We start from the raw sequence: 17,846 nt of genomic DNA, 5'->3' as shown, positions 1-17,846 counted from the left end.
ATGCATGCTTGAAAAGCACCGCAATCGATGATCAAGTGTGAGCATGGTTCACAGCTCGCCAGTGCTCCCCCCGCTCGATACGCTCGAGACCTTTGCCCGCGCCGCTCGGCTGGGATCGTTTTCGGCCGCGGCCGAGGAAAGCGGAATCACCCACGGCGCCGTATCGCGGCAGGTCTCGCGGCTCGAGCGCTGGATGGGTGTGCGGCTCTTCGCGCGTGAAGCTCGCGGTGTGCGCCTCACCCCGGAGGGAATGCGCTTCTTCGCCCGTGCCGAGGAAGCCCTTTCCCTGCTCGGTAACACCGGCGAGCGCTGGCTGCCACGGCCGAACAAGGCGGTGGTGCGCCTTTCAGTTACTCCGTCCGTCACCTCTCTATGGTTGTTTCCGCGCCTGGCAAAGCTCGAAGGAAATGAGCTGCACGTCGAATTGACGCTCGAACACCGCCTGGCGGACTTCGGCGAAGGCACGGACCTTGCCATCCGCTGCGGCAAGGGACCATGGGCCGGCGTGCGCGCCCTGCCGCTCTGGCAGGAGAAATCTTTTCCGATCGCCTCACCGGCAAGGGCAGCACGACTCGGGCAACGCTCGGATGCTCTTTCGCTGCTCGATCTGCCGATCCTTCACGACTCCAATATCGAGGGCTGGCGTCGCTGGCTAGTGCGTGAGGGCGTCGACTATACGCCGCGCGGCCAGGACCGACGCTTCGAGGATTACAATCTGGTGGTCGAAGCCTGCGCGCAAGGGCTCGGCATTGCGCTTGCACGGCCGCCGCTGTCGGACGCCGCGCTAGCCGCCGGGCGCGTCGTCGCAGTGTCACAGCGTACCCTCGATTCCCATGTCGCTTTTCACCTGATCCGGCCGGACGATGCATTGAGAAGTCCTGCCATCGAATTCGCGAGCCGCTTCCTACGCGAAGCCGGCCATGACGAGGCGGCGATCAACGCCTTTATCGCACCCGGCAAGCCGAAAGCGTAAACGGCCGCCGCGCACATTCCTCAGCCGCCTGTAGGTGCTTCGGCTACGCGGCTCACTCCATAGGAAACTTCAGCCGCATTTCCTTCGCCAGTTCGAAGCCAGCATTCCGATAGACCGGCTCCCCCACATCCGAGGCATGAATGACGGCAGTCGTGCAGCCGATGGATTTCAGATAATCGACGGCCTTGTTCGTCAGCGCCAAAGCGATGCCGCGCCGACGGAAGGCTTCGGCGACATAGACGGACCAGATGTAACCGTGCAACCGCTGTTCCGGCCGAATGACTTCCGGAAACGGCGATTGGTGCAGCTGGCAAGATACGGAACCAGCGATTTCATCGTCCACAATGGCCAGGAACGAAGCAAGGCGCCGCTCCTCGCGACCGCTTCTCAAGAACGACAATATCCGCGCCACCGCATCCGACCTGTAATGTTCGGGCGGCGTGCCATAGCTGTCCCAGATTTTCAGATAGTGCCCGACCAGGATCCCATCCTCGTCGGGCGTAGCAACTCGGATATCCATCGTTTCGTCGCCAGCAAGCCCATCCAATAATCGCGTGACGCCCCCGCTGCGTCGCGGCAGGGGCGACAAAACCGTCAATCCGCCGGGGTCAGTGTCATCGACGCGCTGCCGGCCGCAACATTCAGGCCCAGCTGGCCGGTCAGGCTAACCGTCTGCAGATGGATTGAACCGGAGGTGCCACCGACCAGGAGGTTGGCGCCGACGCCGGCACCAACCGTCGCCTCTGCGCTGGCACCGACATAAAGTCCGGCGAGCGACCGGCGATGATAACCAGCCGTTGGCGCAAACACCGCCCAGATCAGACGACTGCGCGTGGTGAAGCCGAGATCGATGCCAAGCTTTCGAATTTCGCCGGTGTAGTGATCGAAAAGCTCATTGCCGACAATTGACTGAAAGACACAATCGGCTTCCTTGGACGAACCGAGCACATATCCCGTGCCGCCGCCGATATCGCAAGTGAGATAACCGATCTTCACGCCATTGCGCAGGTCCGGCTCTTCATAGGTTCTGGTGACGGGGTCGGCTGCATTGGCCGCCCCCGCGCCGACAAACGTCAACGATACCGCGGCAAACGCCGTCGCAACAGTTTTTTTCATAAGTCTCTCCTTCTCAAATCGTGACGGGAACACCCGGCTGGCGGCACCGGATATCGCAGGGGACCGCAGAGCAATCCCGGACGGCGCCGTTTTCGCATCGCGTGTCAAAGCGCGTGGGAGGGCGCAAGCGACAGCCCCACGGTTCAGCCCCATTGGGACATTTCGAAGGCATATGCGACTTGCATGCGGCCTTTCACGATCTTGTTAGGGATGGTTGCACAAAAAGCACATTCGCTCGAAGCGAGTTTCCGCCGGCCGGTGAGGGCCGTCAACAAAAGCAAAACCCGGTGATAATTATCACCGGGCTTTATACTTGATCAATCTTCACTATACTCTGCGCATGAAGCGCATGACAAGCGAGACGACGAACAACACCAGGAAAATGAAGAACAGAACCTGGGCAATGGAAGCTGAAGCCCCTGCGATGCCGCCAAATCCGAGGACACCGGCAATCAAGGCCACAACGAGAAACACCAGAGCGTAGTAAAGCATCGCAATCTCCTTTTACGTTGCTGCGGAGATAACGGCGACCGCCCGTTTTGGTTCCCTCACCCTCATGGCTGGCAGATGGAACGTCGCATCGGCGTCGTTCAGCCGAAATGAAAGACGCCGCTGTACATCCGGTCGCCTTCAGTCGGTTCGGGAGGTTCGGCCGCATCGAGATACGTCTTGAGCGGCCCGGTCAGCACGAACCAGACACTTGCCCCCATCATGAAACAGGCGCCCACCGGATCATCGATGCGGGCGATGAAGGGAAGGCAGGCGGATGAAAACAGCACGATGATCCGCACCGACCATTCCGCTTCCCGTTTGGCGACGGCCCGCGCCCTCGAGGACTTGTATTCCCGGGCGCCATAGGCGCTTCCGCCTGCCTTGACCGCTGAAAGCAATTTTTTGGCTGAAGGCAGGGCCAGCATGATCAGCGCGGCGATGCTGAGCGCGAAAGGCTTGCCTGTCATAACCTGTCCGCTGGCAATCAGGAGAAAGGACAGCACGACAAGATTCCAGGTCGGCTCCAGCAGCTCCGGCGACTGCCGCGTACGGATGTGCCACTGCCGCAGCAAGCCTGCCGCGCCATTCAATAACGGCTGATCGATATGACGATTGATCCAGTCCATGCTGATGTGCCCGCCCCGATTGTTTTAAGAAGGCCCGAACACCACGGAAATTGGTCATCATCGTGGCAGAGAGCCGGCAATATCGGCCGGCGCTATTCTTCGCTCACATGAACGGCCCTCACAGCCGGCGGAAAAATAGCCGTTCAGCTCCGAAGTCCGGGCGCCTCCTGGCCGGTACGCGCCACATATTCCGTATAGCCGCCGCCATATTGGTGGATGCCCTCCGGCGTCAGCTCCAGCACCCGGTTAGAGAGCGCTGCCAGGAAATGCCGGTCGTGGGATACGAACAGCATGGTGCCCTCATATTGCGACAGCGCCTTGATCAGCATTTCCTTGGTGTCGAGGTCGAGATGGTTGGTCGGTTCGTCGAGCACGAGCAGGTTCGGCGGGTCGAACAGCATCATCGCCATGACCAATCGGGCCTTCTCGCCGCCAGACAGCACCCGGCACCTTTTTTCGACATCGTCGCCGGAAAAGCCGAAACATCCGGCGAGCGCCCGCAAGGGCCCCTGCCCGGCCTGGGGAAACCGATCTTCCAGCGATTGGAAGATCGTGCGCTCGCCATCGAGAATATCCATCGCATGCTGGGCGAAATAACCCAACTTGACGCTGGCGCCGAGAGCGACGCTGCCTTCGTCGGGCGTTGTGGTGCCCGTCACCAGCTTCAGCAATGTCGATTTGCCGGCGCCGTTGATGCCCATGATGCACCAGCGTTCCCGCCGCCGCACCATGAAATCCAGCCCCTCATAGATGCTTCGGCTGCCATATTTCTTATGGACGTTCTTCAAGCTGATCACGTCCTCGCCGGAGCGCGGCGCGGGCTGGAATTCGAACGCGACCGACTGGCGGCGCTTGGGCGGCTCCACCCGGTCGATCTTCTCCAGCTTCTTCACCCGGCTCTGCACCTGCGAAGCATGCGAAGCGCGCGCCTTGAAGCGCTCGATGAACTTGATCTCCTTGGCGAGCATCGCCTGCTGGCGCTCGAACTGGGCCTGCTGCTGCTTTTCGTTCTGCGCCCGCTGCTGCTCGTAAAATTCATAGTCGCCGGAATAAGAGGTCAGCGAGCCGGCATCGATCTCGAGGATCTTGTTGACGATGCGGTTCATGAACTCGCGGTCGTGCGAAGTCATCAGCAGCGCACCCTCATAGCCCTTCAGGAACTCTTCGAGCCATATCAGGCTTTCGAGATCGAGATGGTTGCTCGGTTCGTCGAGCAGCATGACATCAGGGCGCATCAGCAGGATGCGCGCAAGCGCCACACGCATCTTCCAGCCGCCCGACAGCGCACCGACATCGCCGTCCATCATCTCCTGGCTGAAGCTCAGGCCCGCAAGCACTTCGCGGGCTCGGCCGTCGAGCGCATAACCGTCCAACTCCTCGTAACGCGCCTGCACCTCGCCGTAGCGCTCGATGATCTCCTCCATGTCGCCGGCTCTCTCCGGATCGACCATGGCGGCCTCCAACTCCCGCAGTTCGGCGGCAACGACGCTGACCGGCCCGGCGCCGTTCATCACCTCGGCGACGGCACTGTGGCCCGCCATTTCGCCGACGTCCTGGTTGAAATAGCCGATGGTCACGCCCTTCTCGCAGGAGACCTGGCCCTCGTCGGGCTGCTCTTCGCCGTTGATCATCCGGAAGATCGTCGTCTTGCCGGCGCCGTTCGGGCCGACGAGGCCGATCTTCTCGCCTTTGTTGAGAGCGGCCGACGCCTCGATAAAGAGGATCCGGTGGCTGAGCTGCTTGCTGATATTCTCGATACGAATCATGGTCTGCTGTGGGCCTGAAAGAAAGTTACGGCGCCCTTACCACGCGCGGAAATGGCGGGAAAGGTCCATTCCCCTGCCCTCTCGATCTCGAAGACTGGATTGGATAAGGTTGTCGCCTGCGCTGATAAGGAATCCGTGCCCATGAGCGTTCGGCCGCCGCAATCTTTCAGACAATCCCAGGAGGATAGGAACGGCCTCAACGTCCTCGAATACGAGCTGATGTCGGAGCGCGCCGATTCACTCGGGCGTCACGGGCTGAAGGTGGAGGCGGCCCTCGCCGCCCTGAAAGCCTGGACCGGCGAACGCCAAAGCGCGCAGGAACGCGAGAAGCTTCTCAATGACGCCTCCGATGCGGTCTGGGCATTCTTCATCCAGCGTGAAATCTGCGGAATGAGAAACAACCGCGACGCCATTCAGCGCTATGGAATTCCGAACGAAGTGATCGCAAGGTTGGGCGCGATACGGAAGTAACGAATGAGCACCAGCTGGCGTGTGATTACCAACCTCACCGATAGAGTAGAAACTCACGGTGCGGAAATGAGATGACTTGGTACCAACCTACGAAAGGGAATTGCGATGCCAGCCTCAATCCGGATCGGCAATCAGGACCTCACCGTCGATGTCTCCTCCCTCGGCGCCGAGATGCAGGCACTTAAATCAAGCGACGGACGCTCCTGGCTATGGACGGGCGACGCCGCCTTCTGGACCGGGCGTTCGCCGATCCTGTTTCCCATCGTCGGCAAGGCCCCGGACGACAAGATCGCAATCGACGGCACGATCTATCCGATGGCCCAGCATGGTTTTGCCCGCCGCAGCGAGTTTTCCCTCGCGGCATCCGCGGCAACGATGTGCCGGTACGAGCTTGCCGCCTCGGAGAGTACCCGGGCGGTCTATCCGTTCGAATTCCTGCTGGCCGTGGAGCATGCGGTAGAAGGCCGGGCGCTGACCGTCAGCGCCGAGGTGACCAACCGCGACCGGAAGACGATGCCCTTCGGGCTTGGATTCCACTCCGCCTTCGCGTGGCCGCTGCCCGGCGCTGCCGGACGCGCCCACATCATCACGCTCGACAATCAGGGTGAGCCGGAACTCGTGCGGCTGGCGGACGGCCTTATAAATCCAACGCCATTGCCCTCACCCTTCGACAAAGGCCGGCTGGTGCTGGATCATGCGATGTTCGAGCAGGATGCGATGATCTTCCCTGTAGGGGCGGGAGAAGGGCTGCGCTACGGTGCCGAGGATGGGCCGAGCCTGCGGTTCGGTTTCGAAAACCTGCCCAACCTAGCTCTCTGGACCAAGCCGGGCGCGCCCTTCCTCTGCGTCGAGCCATGGCACGGGACGGCTGCGCAGGCCGGAGCTTCGAGCGAACTCTCGGAACGGCCCTCGACGACGCTACTCGCACCGGGCGCTGTTGCGCGTTTCGCCTTCACGGTCGAGATCGGCCAGTAGCGTTCACGTGTGAACGCCCTCCTTCGCATGGCGTGCAAAGGAGGGCTTTTCTTCAGGAAGATCTTTCTGCGGAATCCGTCGTTTTCAATGGGCGCCCGCACCGCCGCCGGCCTGAGGCTTTTTGGTGAGGAGCAGGGCAAATGCCGCCACTGCAAGCACCACGCCGATGACAGCGAAAGTATCGCTGAAGCCCAAGATCAATGCCTGGCGCTTGACGATCTGGCCAATCGCAACGACCGCCTTTTGCGATGCGACAGCCGGATCGGTGACGCCATGCTGGATGAAGTAGCCGGAAAGCTTGCCCAGGCGATCGCGAACTTCGTCACGGCTCAGCGTGATCGACTGACCGATGATATTGGAATGGAACTGTTCGCGCTTCGTCAGGATGGTGCCGAGAGAGGCGGTGCCGACCGCGCCGCCAAGATTGCGCAGCATGTTGGTCAGGCCAGAGGCGGCGGCGGCATCTGATGGAGCAATGCCGGCCGTCGTAATTGCTGTGATCGGGGTCAGCACCAGGGCCTGGCCAACGGCACGGACAATATTCGGGATCCAGAACTGGTCGCCGGCATTGTCGGCCGAAAGCATGATGTTCATGAAGCAGCTGATCGCGAAGATCGAGATACCGAGGAAGCCGATATAGCGGGCGTCGAAACGCTTCATGAGAACAGGCACCAGCGGAATGAGCAACAGCTGCGGCAGGCCGGTCCAGGCGAGCACGTTGCCGATCTGCTCGGCATTATAACGCTGCACCTGGCCGAGATATTGCGGCAGGATATAGACTGTGCCAAAGAGCGCGACGCCGACCAGGACGTTGACCAGCACGCCGATGCCGAAATTGCGCTGAGTGAGCAGCCGCAGCTTGACCAGCGGCTTCTTGACCGTCAGCTCGATCCAGATGAAGGCGGCGAGAAAGACGAAGGCGACAAGGCTGAGCTTGACGATGAAGGGCGAGGAGAACCAGTCTTCCTTGTTGCCTTCCTCCAGCACGGTCTGCAGCGCCGAGAGGCCGACCGCCATGGTAAAGATGCCGGCCCAGTCGCCTTCCCTCAGAAGGTGGAGCTGCATCGGCTGCTTTTCCAGCGTCACGGCGAGAGCGGCCGCCATAATGAGGCTCGGGATCGTGTTGATGAAGAAGATCGTCTGCCAGCCATAATTCTCCGTCAGGTAGCCGCCGATCGTCGGGCCGATGGCCGGGGCGAAAGTGACCGACAGCGCGAAGATCGCGAGCCCCAGCGGCTGCTGGGTCTTCGGCAATTTGGTTAGCACCATGGTGAAGGCCATGGGGATCAGTACGCCACCGGCAAAGCCCTGCAGGCCGCGCAGCAGGATCATCGTGCCGAGATCATGCGCGAAGGCACAAGCCATTGAAAACAGCGGGAAGAGAATGGAATTGACGAGGATATAGCGGCGGAACGAGAAGACATTGCTGAAATAGGCCGTCAGCGGAATGACGACGATCTCCCCGATCAGGTAGGATGTCGATATCCAGGCGCCGTTGTCGACGCCCGTTCCGATGCCGCCCTCGATGTCGAGGAGGGAGGCATTGGTGATCTGGATGTTGAGGATCGCCATGAAGGCGCCGATCATGCCGGCGAGAACGGCGATCCATTCATTGGTGCCGGCGCCCGGCTGCGATATGGGGGCGGCTGTTGCTGCGATAGTGGACATGACACGATCTCCTAATCCCCGCGCCTAACTGCGGTCGGCATCGGCCTTGGTGTCGATGCTCGGCTGAACGGACATGCCGGGTCGCAGGTCGCCATTGGCGGCTTCGCCGTCCAGCACGATCTTGACCGGAATGCGCTGAACGACCTTGGTGAAGTTGCCAGTCGCGTTGTCGGGAGGCAGAAGCGCGAATTCCTGGCCGCTTGCCGGAGCAAGGCTATCGACATGGCCCCGATAGATGCGTCCTGGGAAAGTATCGACCTCGATATCCACCGGCTGGCCGGCGCGAACATCGGTCAGCTGCGTTTCCTTGTAGTTGGCGATCACATAGACCGCGCTCGTGGGTACAACCGACATCAGCTGGGTGCCCGCCTGCACATACTGGCCGACCCGCAGCGTCCTGTTGCCGACGGTGCCGTCGACAGGGGCGGTAATCGTTGCATAGGAGAGGTTCAGTTCAGCCTGATGCTGGACGGCCCGGTCATGGGCGAGCGTCGCCTTCGCCTGGGCGAGTTCGGCATTGAGAAGGTCGACCTGCTTGACGGCGGCATCCAGCGCAGCATTATCGCGTACAATGGTTGCCTGGGCGGCGGCAATGGCGGAAGCGGCCTGCTGCGCCGTCTGAACCGGCGCATAACCATTGGTGGCGAGATTGGCGTAACGCTTGTTGTTCTGTTCCGCGAAGGTTTCGTTCGCCTTGTCGACCTCGACCGTGGCGCGGGCTGCGGCAATCGTCGACTGCTGAATATCGAGCGAGGCCTGCTTGGCGTTGAGTGTCGCCTCGGCGGCGGCGACATCGGCCTTGGCCTGGTCGAGAGCGGCACGGAAATCGCGATCATCGATGCGTGCGAGCGGCTGACCCGCCCTGACCACCTGGTTGTCGCCGACGAGCACTTCCGCAATGTAGCCCGAAATCTTTGGCGCGACGGTCGTATTGTCGGCCTTCACATAGGCGTCGTCGGTGGAGATCTCGAAGCGGCCGACGGTCCAGTAACTATGGCCGTAATAGCTGGCGGCGGCGAGCAGGGCGATGGCGGTCGCGCCCAGCAACAGTCCGCGGCCACGGCGCTTGCGGGCGGGAGGCTCCAAAACTGGGACAGCTTCGGCGATGCGTGGCGTGTTGCCGGCATCAAGGGTTGCCGGTGCGGCTTCCGCCGTGGTTTCGGTGACAGGCGCGTTGTTGTTCAGGGCCTGCAGCGTACTAATGGACATTGCCTTTCTCCTATTACTGGTCGCTGTCGCTACCGGCTGCGGCCTCTAAATTCACGTCAGTTCCACTTTTGGAAACTTGTTGTTTTCCAAAATATGCTCTATAAAATCGGTGTCAACAAGAATTTGGAAAATAGTCATGGTCCAAAATCACGAAATCGAGAAGAGACCGCGAGGACGACCGCAAGTCCGCTGCGACGACGATACGAGAAGCGTGATCATCGAGGCGGCTAACCGGCAGTTCCACGAGAATGGTTATGCCGCGGCAAGCATCGCCGCGATCGCGCAAGGGGCTGGTGTCTCGACCAAGACGCTCTACCGGCTGTTTCCGACCAAGGCGGATCTGTTTTCCGAGATGATCATCGAGCGGACGGGGCGCTTCCTCATGTCGCTCGATCCCGGAACGCTTGCGGTATTGGACCTCAGGCAAGGGTTGGAGCGCATGCTGGCGGCCTATGGCATGCTGACGCTCTCGCTGGACACGATCACAGTGACTCGGCTCGTCATCAGCGAGTCCGACCGCTTTCCCGAGATCGCCACGACCTTTTATGAGAAAGCGATCGTCAGGACAAACGCGCTGATGGAAGACTGGCTGCGCAGACAGATCGATCGCGGGCTGATCGCACTTGACGATCCACATGCCGCCTGCGGGATGCTCCGTGGGATGATGATCATGGAGCCGCAGCGCGCCGCGATGCTGCGCCAGCAACAGCCGCCGGGGATCGAGGAGATCGCCGCGAGGGCGAAGATGTGCACGGATCTGTTCCTGAAGGGTTGCGCGCTCTGAAGTGTCGCTTGGGCTCCAGATCGCAATGATTTTCTGTGCCAGGCAACGCCAATCCCCTCAGGTCGGCGGGGCGTCCAGCGCATGCAGGATGCCGCGAAGCTCGGCAAGGCCGCGCATGCGGCCAATAGCGGGGTAGCCGGGCGTGACCGTTTTGTCGAGATCGTCAAGCATGCGGTGGCCATGGTCCGAGCGGAAGACGATGGTGTCTTCGGGAGCGCGGCGGCGGTCTTCTGCAACCAGTTCGCGGAGAACCGCGACCATGTCGACATCACCTTCCAGATGCGCGCTTTCGTGGAACGTCCGACCGTCGCCTTCACGCGTCGTTGCACGCAGATGCGCGAAGTGGATGCGCGAAGCGAACCGCCGGGCGATCGCCGGCAGGTCGTTGTCGGCGCGCACGCCGAGGCTGCCGGTGCAATAACACATACCGTTCGCCGCTGACGGCACTGCATCGAAGAGAGCGGCATAATCATCGGCCGTCGAGGCGATGCGCGGCAGGCCGAAGAGCGACCGCGGCGGATCGTCGGGATGCAGCGTCAGCTTGACGCCGCGTGCTTCGGCCGCCGGCGTCACCACCTCCAGAAATTCGATCAGGTGCCGGCGCAGCTTTGCGGCATCGATGCCGCTATAGGCGACAAGCTTTTCCCGGAAGGCCGGAATGGTAAGGGGCTCCGTCGTCGAGCCGGGAAGAGCCGAGGCGATAATGCGGGTGAGGTCGGCGACCTCCTCCTCCGACATGGCCTCATAGACGACACGCGCCCGTTCGCGATCCTCATCGGAATATTGCTGGGCCGCACCCGGCCGTTCCAGAATAAAGAGGTCGAAGGCTGCAAAACGCTCATGATCGAAGCGCATGGCGGTGGCCCCTGTCGGCGTCACGAAATCGAGGTCGGTGCGAGTCCAGTCCACGACAGGCATAAAATTATAGCAGACGATCGGAATGCCGCAGGCGGCGACCGCTTCGAGGCTGGCGATCCACGCCTCGATTTCAGCCTTCGCCTCCCCGCCTCTGCGCTTGACTGCATCAGGGATCGGAATGCTTTCGACGACCGACCAGACGAGTGGCGAGCGGTCCGCCGGCGTCGTCTCGATCAGAGACTGGCGTTCGCGCACTTCCCTTTCCGTCCAGGCCCTGCCGATCGCCACTTGATGGAGCGACGAGACGATATTGGTCGCGCCCGTCTGACGGACATCATCCAGCGTCACCGGCGCTTCCGGTCCGAACCATCTCCAACCCTGTCGCATCCTTTTCCTTCCCTCGCCTCTTCGTTTTCGTGGTGATCCTGCCGTCAGCAGAAATAATCGGGGTAACGCGAGCGCAGCTCATCGACATCGGGAATGACGGCGCTCAAGTGATGGATCATCGCGCCGCGCGCAGCCGCAGCATCATGGGCGGCGAGCGCGTCGCGAATGACGATGTGTTCGCGGACCACATTGTCCATGCGCCCAAGCGCCGGCAGCGCCAGCCGCCGCGCCCGATCGATCTGCACCTTGACAGTCTTCAGAATTGCCCAGATGCCCGGATAACCTGCTATCTCAGCGATCGCCTCATGAAAGGCCTCGTCTTCCTCATGAAAGTTCGAGGCGTTGCCGGCCGCGGCATGCGACCGCTGCCGGGAGATGATCGCATCCAGATGGGCAATATCGGCAGCGCGGGCGGTTTCGGCCGCAGTCTCGACGGTCGTACCTTCGAGCGCTTTGCGCACCACCACCGCCTCGGGGATCGACGCGACAGGCACACGCGACACGACCGTGCCTGACTGCGGATAGATGTCGACCAGCCCGCCTTCGGAGAGCCTGAGCAGTGCCTCGCGCACCGGCGTGCGGCTCACCCCGAAATCCTCGGCGATCCGCTTTTCCTGCAGCAACAGGCCAGGCGGCATCCTGAGCGAGACGATGTCGGCATAGAGACGTTCGTAGATAGCACCGGCCGTTGTGACGCGGCGCAACTTCGGGCCGACTTCCTGGGAAATCGAAACCGGAAGCGCTTGGGCATCCGAGGACTGCTGCATAATCGAGACCAGTGACCGTGTTCTGGCATACTAGTATATCAGCTGCGGCGCCCTGCCAAGGCCTGCGAAGGAATGGATTACATTCGGAGGTTGGGGGTCGTTTGACCATGCGTTGCGATGCTGGTCGAGACTGTTGGTTGGAACTTAGATCAGCCGAATTGGTTGAGATCCAATCAAGGAGGCGCCGATGAAGAACCCGGTACGAAGCACAAAAAATGAAGACACGACCGACGACACGCGGCTGAAGAAATCTTCACTCGCCGGTGCGCGGAAAGGGAAGATGGCGCGGCAAGCCACACACGAAACCGGCCCGGCGGTGCTCCGCGAGGAGGAGATCCGGAAAAGAGCACATGCGCTGTGGGAGAAGGAAGGCAGGCCGGAGGGCAGGCATCGGGATCACTGGATTCGCGCCGAGCATGAGCTCGATGCGCAATATGGCGGGGGCGACAATCCTCCCAAGCTCGAAGCGCTGCGAGAGGCCGCACGCGAACATAGCGATGCCTTCCTAGTCAAGACGGATCTCGAAGACGCGGACCAACGCGAAGCCTCACCCGGCACACGCGAGCAGGATTAAATTGCTGTCTTCAATGCAGGAAAGGTCTCCCGATATGGTCGATAAAAGAGACTTGGACGCCGGATTTACCGGCACACCCGTCGAGCCGCCGGAAGGACTGGCCAAAGTTGCCCAATCGGCGGCCAGCGGGGTGAAACGTGAGGTCTATGCAGTCACGGCCGGGGCTAGAAACCACCCGCACACCGCAAGCGCATTGCTCACCATTGGTATTCTCGCATTCGGATTCGGCTATCTCCTCGGCCGGTCATCGGTGGAAAGCGCGGCGCGTCCATATTGGCGATAGCTCCAGGTACCAAAAGTGGCTGCGCGACTAGCGCGTCGCTGTCCTATAACGGCCGGACAATTCGGTTGGAATGGCGAGAGATTCAGATCCTGGACTTGAAGGCTGTCGATCAGCTTGATTAAGCGGAATCGACGTCCTTATAGTGACGCAGTTCTTACCTGCAAGGATCAGTCGAATCGTTCGGATTGACCGGAATGCGCCAGAAGCGGTCATTGCGGCCGGCGTGAAAGGTTGCGCTCACAGTCAGAAACTGCTTTTCACAGCGGTGCAACCTTGGGCGGAGTGCCATGCCGAACCGAATTCAATTGATTGCCTCTCTCGTTGCTACCCTCGCGATCCCGTCTTTGGTCCGGGCTGATGGCGGTGCATGGAACAGAGAAACTTTCGAATACTACGCTTCTCTAATTCGTGAACAGCCGTCGACCCATTCGCGAATTATCCAGGGATGTGCCGAGAACGATTTGGCGGCGATGACCGACCAAGCACGCGCAGAGATCGACCGGGATAGCGGAATGCCCGCAGCGAAGGCTATTGCCGAGGTGTGCCGTCGTATGATCAAGGGAATCGGGTCCGGTGCTGTGAAATACGAGGCCTATCGAGCATGGGCGGAGACGCCTGGCGACAAGCGGGTAGTCTTTCCCGATTTCAAGTGAGGTCCGCTTAGGGCCGCTAGCGGACATAGACATTTCATTTGGCTGTATTAAACCGCGTCGCAGAGAATTCGGAAGCCCGTTATGGCACAAGTTATCTTTCTCCATGGCGCTTCGAGCAGCGGCAAGTCCACCATCGCCAAAACCCTTCAGGAACGAATCGAGAAGCCGTTTTGGCACATCTCAATCGACCATCTGCGTGACGCAGGTGTTCTTCCAACAGCGCGATTTCGGAACGGCGACTTCCGCTGGGCTGACTCCAGAGCCGCGTTCTTCCACGGTTTCCATGGGTCGCTAAAGGCCTATGCAGACGCTGGTAATAATCTCATTCTTGAGCACATTCTGGATACAGATGGCTGGCTAGAAACTCTCTCGGACCTCCTCGCAAACCACGATGTGTTTTTCGTTGCCGTGCACTGCCCGCTCAGACTTCTGATTGAGCGCGAAACCGCGCGTGGAGACAGGCCGGTCGGCAGTGCCCAGCGGGATTATGAGACGATACACGTCGGCAAGACGTACGACATCGAGTTGCAATCCACGGATGGTGCTGATGTGAACGTGGAAAGGCTGCTCTGTGCCTGGCGAAGCGGTCGTCGCTCCTCAAGTTTCGTTGTTTCGACCACGAATTGAAGTCAGCTTCGTGCGCACCTGATGCCGGTCATTCCGAGATCAAAAAAGGATCGGACCGCTTACGTTTAATCGACATTCAGCGCGTTAAGTGATCCGTCACTGGGATCGCCTAGTGATTGTGGATCGATCTGTGTAGCGCCTTATAGCATTAATGCCGTTTACGCGAAGGATGTTTCTTGCCTCGTTGCCTACACTTCCACTTGCGGGGTGTCAGGGTGAAAGTGCGACTGTTCGCTTCAAGGTGATTGCGCCAGCAACGGTCGACGGGAAACCGTTCGAGAGCACCTCGGTGATGGAAATCACCTATTCGAGTCACACATAGCCTGATCGGTAATGGAGGTGCCACACGGCTCTACGGTGAAGCGCTAATCTTCGACCATGGCGGCAAGGGGACCGTCTACATTCTGCCGATTCAGCATGATCCCAACAACAGCCTGACTCAAGTTTACGAGGGCGGAGTACTAACAAGCCTGGGTGTGAAGAATAGCATCGGATCGCTGTCAGCAGCGGACTTTGCGCTACTGCGCGGTGCCAGGGGCCGTCGCCCGTTCAGATACTATAACACAGGCAGACTGCCCGTCATCGTGTCATTCAAGAGCGAAGCTGATCCAAAGACGATATTTGAGATTCGGCCACAGGATTTAGGTCGGCACTTTCCGGGTGTCCAGTTCACAGGCCTCGACATTGAAATAACCACGGATCGTATCACCCCTAAATTGCGAGATCGGCTTCCCTGGCTTGACATGACCGCTGCACCGCGAACAACTTTGCGCGCGATCCTCCAGGGGTCTCTCGCCCCCACGTCGAATTGCCATTCAGCTACATGATCACACCAGCCAGATTTTTCGGAGACGGAAGCCGATAGGGCACGACCGGGATCAGATCGGAGTGAACGTGTACGCATCGATTGTTGACAGCGCAATGGAAACTGACGGCGGCTCGCGGGGCGCTGTAGACGTTACGTTCGTGATCGATTGGCCATGCGCCAAACTGCCCACCCTAATCCTTGTCCAGCTAGCCCGCCGCCGAGTATCGGGACGAGCAGGAAAGAGGTGAATAATCCGGCGAGCCCTACCATCGCGGCAAGCCCTTTGACGAAATGGCTGGAGGTGCAAACATTACCCCAATAGCATCCACCGAATGCTATCATCGCTAAATCTATGAGCAGCAATTTTACCATTAGCCACGTCTGGTCGGCTCTGAAACGGCCTTTTGCGAGTTGCCAGTAGGTCAGCGGAGCGCTGAGAAGGATGATCGGGATCGCTGCGACCGCATAGGTTTTAAGGTCACCTATATCCATTTTGATCTTCGAAAGCTTCTTGTGAGCTTATCGGGAGCGTCTGAACAAATTGGAAAATAATTCGTCTCCGCTTTTGGGGTTTTGTTACCCTTGATGTTGCAGCGGAAGTTTTCGTAACAGCGTACCGATTGTTCAATGTGGCAGGAAGACATCGCCGCCGCCTATCTGCCGGTGCACGAAATGGGCGACGATGTCGATGTTGGTGGGAGTGCCTGAGCCGAGCTATTCTTGGCGGGCATCGACGTGCGAACATGAATCGGAGCATCGGCATGCCAACCACCGCGCAGATGACTGGATCACTCCATATCCACAACTTCTATATCGGAAAGTTAAAGGCCAAGCAGGAACAACTTTTTGCCAACGACCCTGACCTGGCGATGCTTCTCGACAATGTGGCCGCCATTCTATCCGAGCACGCCGCTGTCTTGGCTGACGACATTGCTGACGCAGAAGATGACGACACGTGGGACGCGAGCCAATGAAGGTGGTGTCCCAGGGACTTCGTTCCGGAGCTGTCTAGCAATTGCCACCAACCGATGATGATGCGGCTTTAGCAGCTTTGCGCCAGAAGCGGTCATGACATCAAGAATCGTGTGAGTGCGGTCGTCACTTCGCTCTCGACAATCATTCGAAAATTTTGCTCGGCCTCTTTCAGCGCTCGGAGGCTGGGGGCTTTCAAGGAACGCGGATAATCTGCAGTCGGGCCTACACTGCCCAATGTGGGCTCGATCGCCACGGTGTTGATGTTTGGGTCAGATATTGGGAACGCGATGGTAATCTGGGCGAAATTTAGGCTATGGCATCCTTAGGAAGTCTCTTCACCAAGAAGTCGGTGAACCTCCTGACCTTGGACGCGATGTTCTTGTTGGCAGGATAAACGGCATGGATCGGAACCGAGCCGATCGTCCAGTCGTCGAGGACACGTACTAGGCGGCCCTCGCGAATCTCCTGCGCGATTTCAAACATCGGCAGAAGCGTGACGCCAGCTCCCGCTACCGCAACGTCCCTGAGACTGAGACCATCATTGGCGAGATAGCGCGGAACGATCGGCACGCGCGCGCTCTGCTCCCCCTTGCTGAACATCCAGACATTGCCCCAGCGAAGCCCTGAGAAATGCAGGCACGAATGGTTCGCCAGGTCCATCGGCTCCGATGGCCTCGAATATCTCTCCAGATAATCCGGTGAAGCGCATATTATCATCGGCGAATCCCCGATGTGTCTTGTGATGAGATTGGCCTCAACAACAATCGTGCCCCGGATCGCCAGATCGTATCCCTCCTCGATCAGATTGACGGCGCGATGCGAAAACGTGATGTCGATCGAAACGGCGGGATTCTGCTTCAGGAATTCAGCGATGATCGGGGCCATATGCAATTGTGCGAATTCCGGCGGCACAGTGACTTTCAGGCGACCGACGACTTCGTGCTGATAGCTGAGCGCGGCGCGCTCTGCCTCTTTGATCTGCGGGAGAATGCCCGTAAGCGACTGATAGTACGCGACGCCGGGCTCCGTCAGCACCACGCTGCGTGTTGAACGATGCAGCAGCCTCACCCCGAGCTTTGCCTCCAATGCCAGCACTTGGGTACCTACCGTCGCCCGCGACATGCGGAGCTCTTCTGCCGCCTTCGTGAAGCTGAGGTGTTTTCCGACAGTCAGGAAGGCTGCGATGCCCTCCAACGGATCTAGGGACTTCATGCTGAACTTTCCAAATAATGCTGCGCGATTATCAGTCTTATCATTTGCGCGAATTTCGGTAAATCCGCCCTCAACGTAATCAGAGCAAGGGGTGACAAATGACGAAATTTATGCATGCCGCGATCTCACCGCCCGCGCGAGGCACAGTCGAGGTGATCGCCGGGTTAAACCGGATAAGGATACCCTCGGCTGACACAAACGGCGCTCTGGCAGTGATGGAAATGATCGTTCCCTGCGATGAAGGGCAGCCGAGACACATCCACGCGCTGGAAGACGAGTTTCTTCACGTGCTCAAAGGCAAATTCGGCTTCTGGTGCGCCGACGAATATGTCGAACTGGATCAAGGCGGCTGCATCGCGCCACCTCGCAATGTTCCCCACCAAATCCGCAACGTCGGAAACTCGACGGGCAGGCTGTTGGTCGTCGTCACACCTGCGGCTTTGAAAATTTCTATCCCGCCCTGGCGAAAACCTCTTCATCGAAAACTGCTGACGTATCGGCGATCGCCGCTGAATTCGGCGTCTCCTTCCTCCCGCCCCTGCAATCGGCAATCAACTGAAACACTCTCGCAAGCAAGCAATTCATCAAAAGGAAAATACGATGACCGCGAACACTGATAGCC

Annotated in this window: 20 protein-coding genes and 1 pseudogene; 10 read left to right on the top strand and 11 right to left on the bottom strand. The window is 59.6% G+C overall.

The window, feature by feature from the left end; translation table 11 throughout:
* Nucleotides 1-43: 43 nt before the first annotated feature.
* Complete coding sequence (locus tag PH551_RS06585) at nt 44-973, top strand: LysR family transcriptional regulator (protein ID WP_285192345.1); 930 nt, start codon at nt 44-46, stop codon at nt 971-973.
* 52 nt (nt 974-1,025) lie between these two features.
* Here PH551_RS06585 and PH551_RS06580 read toward each other — a convergent pair whose 3' ends face one another.
* The 5 genes and pseudogenes from PH551_RS06580 to PH551_RS06560 form a co-directional block, all read right to left on the bottom strand.
* Nucleotides 1,026-1,493, bottom strand: a complete 468-nt coding sequence (locus PH551_RS06580; RefSeq protein WP_285192344.1) for a GNAT family N-acetyltransferase — start codon at nt 1,491-1,493, stop codon at nt 1,026-1,028.
* 74 nt (nt 1,494-1,567) lie between these two features.
* Nucleotides 1,568-2,089, bottom strand: coding sequence for a DUF992 domain-containing protein (locus tag PH551_RS06575; RefSeq protein ID WP_285192343.1), 522 nt, complete (start codon nt 2,087-2,089; stop codon nt 1,568-1,570).
* A 327-nt stretch (nt 2,090-2,416) separates the two neighbouring features.
* The gene (locus tag PH551_RS06570; protein WP_003571841.1) at nt 2,417-2,581 is read right to left on the bottom strand and encodes a DUF1328 domain-containing protein; all 165 of its coding nucleotides are present in this window, start codon (nt 2,579-2,581) and stop codon (nt 2,417-2,419) included.
* Nucleotides 2,582-2,679: 98 nt separating this feature from the next.
* A pseudogene (locus tag PH551_RS06565) lies at nt 2,680-3,268 on the bottom strand (hypothetical protein).
* Between the two features lie 82 nt (nt 3,269-3,350).
* Entirely contained in the window at nt 3,351-4,973 is a 1,623-nt protein-coding gene (locus tag PH551_RS06560) for an ABC-F family ATP-binding cassette domain-containing protein (RefSeq protein WP_285192341.1), read from the bottom strand.
* Nucleotides 4,974-5,114: 141 nt separating this feature from the next.
* Here PH551_RS06560 and PH551_RS06555 point away from each other — a divergent pair, with 141 nt between their 5' ends.
* On the top strand, nt 5,115-5,444 hold the full coding sequence (locus tag PH551_RS06555; protein WP_183704126.1) for a DUF6665 family protein: 330 nt from the start codon (nt 5,115-5,117) through the stop codon (nt 5,442-5,444).
* Nucleotides 5,445-5,549: 105 nt separating this feature from the next.
* Complete coding sequence (locus tag PH551_RS06550) at nt 5,550-6,419, top strand: aldose 1-epimerase family protein (RefSeq protein ID WP_285192340.1); 870 nt, start codon at nt 5,550-5,552, stop codon at nt 6,417-6,419.
* An 84-nt stretch (nt 6,420-6,503) separates the two neighbouring features.
* Here the strand turns inward: PH551_RS06550 and PH551_RS06545 are convergent, their stop codons facing one another.
* Together PH551_RS06545 and PH551_RS06540 are read right to left on the bottom strand one after the other, a co-directional pair.
* Nucleotides 6,504-8,087 (bottom strand): DHA2 family efflux MFS transporter permease subunit, encoded by a 1,584-nt coding sequence (locus tag PH551_RS06545; protein WP_285192339.1) that lies wholly within the window; start codon nt 8,085-8,087, stop codon nt 6,504-6,506.
* A gap of 24 nt (nt 8,088-8,111) precedes the next feature.
* Nucleotides 8,112-9,296, bottom strand: a complete 1,185-nt coding sequence (locus PH551_RS06540; RefSeq protein ID WP_285192338.1) for an HlyD family secretion protein — start codon at nt 9,294-9,296, stop codon at nt 8,112-8,114.
* Nucleotides 9,297-9,432: 136 nt separating this feature from the next.
* On the opposite strand from PH551_RS06540, the gene PH551_RS06535 reads away from it, so the two are divergent.
* Nucleotides 9,433-10,080, top strand: a complete 648-nt coding sequence (locus tag PH551_RS06535; protein ID WP_285192337.1) for a TetR/AcrR family transcriptional regulator — start codon at nt 9,433-9,435, stop codon at nt 10,078-10,080.
* Between the two features lie 57 nt (nt 10,081-10,137).
* Here PH551_RS06535 and uxuA read toward each other — a convergent pair whose 3' ends face one another.
* Nucleotides 10,138-11,325: a mannonate dehydratase gene (gene uxuA / locus PH551_RS06530; RefSeq protein WP_285192336.1), complete on the bottom strand. Its 1,188-nt coding sequence runs from the start codon at nt 11,323-11,325 to the stop codon at nt 10,138-10,140.
* Nucleotides 11,326-11,369: 44 nt separating this feature from the next.
* Complete coding sequence (locus PH551_RS06525; RefSeq protein ID WP_285192335.1) at nt 11,370-12,092, bottom strand: GntR family transcriptional regulator; 723 nt, start codon at nt 12,090-12,092, stop codon at nt 11,370-11,372.
* A gap of 187 nt (nt 12,093-12,279) precedes the next feature.
* Between PH551_RS06525 and PH551_RS06520 the strand changes: the two genes are divergently transcribed.
* From PH551_RS06520 to PH551_RS06505, 4 genes are all read left to right on the top strand, one after another.
* Entirely contained in the window at nt 12,280-12,666 is a 387-nt protein-coding gene (locus PH551_RS06520) for a DUF2934 domain-containing protein (RefSeq protein WP_085781413.1), read from the top strand.
* Between the two features lie 34 nt (nt 12,667-12,700).
* Nucleotides 12,701-12,949, top strand: coding sequence for a hypothetical protein (locus PH551_RS06515; protein WP_085781412.1), 249 nt, complete (start codon nt 12,701-12,703; stop codon nt 12,947-12,949).
* Nucleotides 12,950-13,236: 287 nt separating this feature from the next.
* A complete protein-coding gene (locus tag PH551_RS06510; RefSeq protein WP_285192334.1) occupies nt 13,237-13,602 on the top strand; it encodes a hypothetical protein in 366 nt (121 codons plus the stop codon).
* Nucleotides 13,603-13,683: 81 nt separating this feature from the next.
* Complete coding sequence (locus tag PH551_RS06505) at nt 13,684-14,229, top strand: chloramphenicol phosphotransferase CPT family protein (RefSeq protein WP_285192333.1); 546 nt, start codon at nt 13,684-13,686, stop codon at nt 14,227-14,229.
* 958 nt (nt 14,230-15,187) lie between these two features.
* Here the strand turns inward: PH551_RS06505 and PH551_RS06500 are convergent.
* Nucleotides 15,188-15,529: a hypothetical protein gene (locus PH551_RS06500; RefSeq protein WP_285192332.1), complete on the bottom strand. Its 342-nt coding sequence runs from the start codon at nt 15,527-15,529 to the stop codon at nt 15,188-15,190.
* Nucleotides 15,530-15,798: 269 nt separating this feature from the next.
* Here PH551_RS06500 and PH551_RS06495 point away from each other — a divergent pair, with 269 nt between their 5' ends.
* Nucleotides 15,799-16,011 (top strand): hypothetical protein, encoded by a 213-nt coding sequence (locus tag PH551_RS06495; RefSeq protein ID WP_285192331.1) that lies wholly within the window; start codon nt 15,799-15,801, stop codon nt 16,009-16,011.
* Between the two features lie 307 nt (nt 16,012-16,318).
* Here PH551_RS06495 and PH551_RS06490 read toward each other — a convergent pair whose 3' ends face one another.
* The gene (locus PH551_RS06490) at nt 16,319-17,224 is read right to left on the bottom strand and encodes a LysR family transcriptional regulator (protein WP_285192330.1); all 906 of its coding nucleotides are present in this window, start codon (nt 17,222-17,224) and stop codon (nt 16,319-16,321) included.
* Nucleotides 17,225-17,322: 98 nt separating this feature from the next.
* Here PH551_RS06490 and PH551_RS06485 point away from each other — a divergent pair, with 98 nt between their 5' ends.
* Entirely contained in the window at nt 17,323-17,841 is a 519-nt protein-coding gene (locus PH551_RS06485; protein WP_285192329.1) for a cupin domain-containing protein, read from the top strand.
* Nucleotides 17,842-17,846 lie beyond the last annotated feature (5 nt).

Source organism: Rhizobium atlanticum (assembly GCF_030182485.1).
Classification (GTDB): Bacteria; Pseudomonadota; Alphaproteobacteria; order Rhizobiales; family Rhizobiaceae; genus Rhizobium.
The sequence above is the reverse complement of the archived record's forward strand: the minus strand, read 5'-3'. Positions and strand labels throughout refer to the sequence as shown.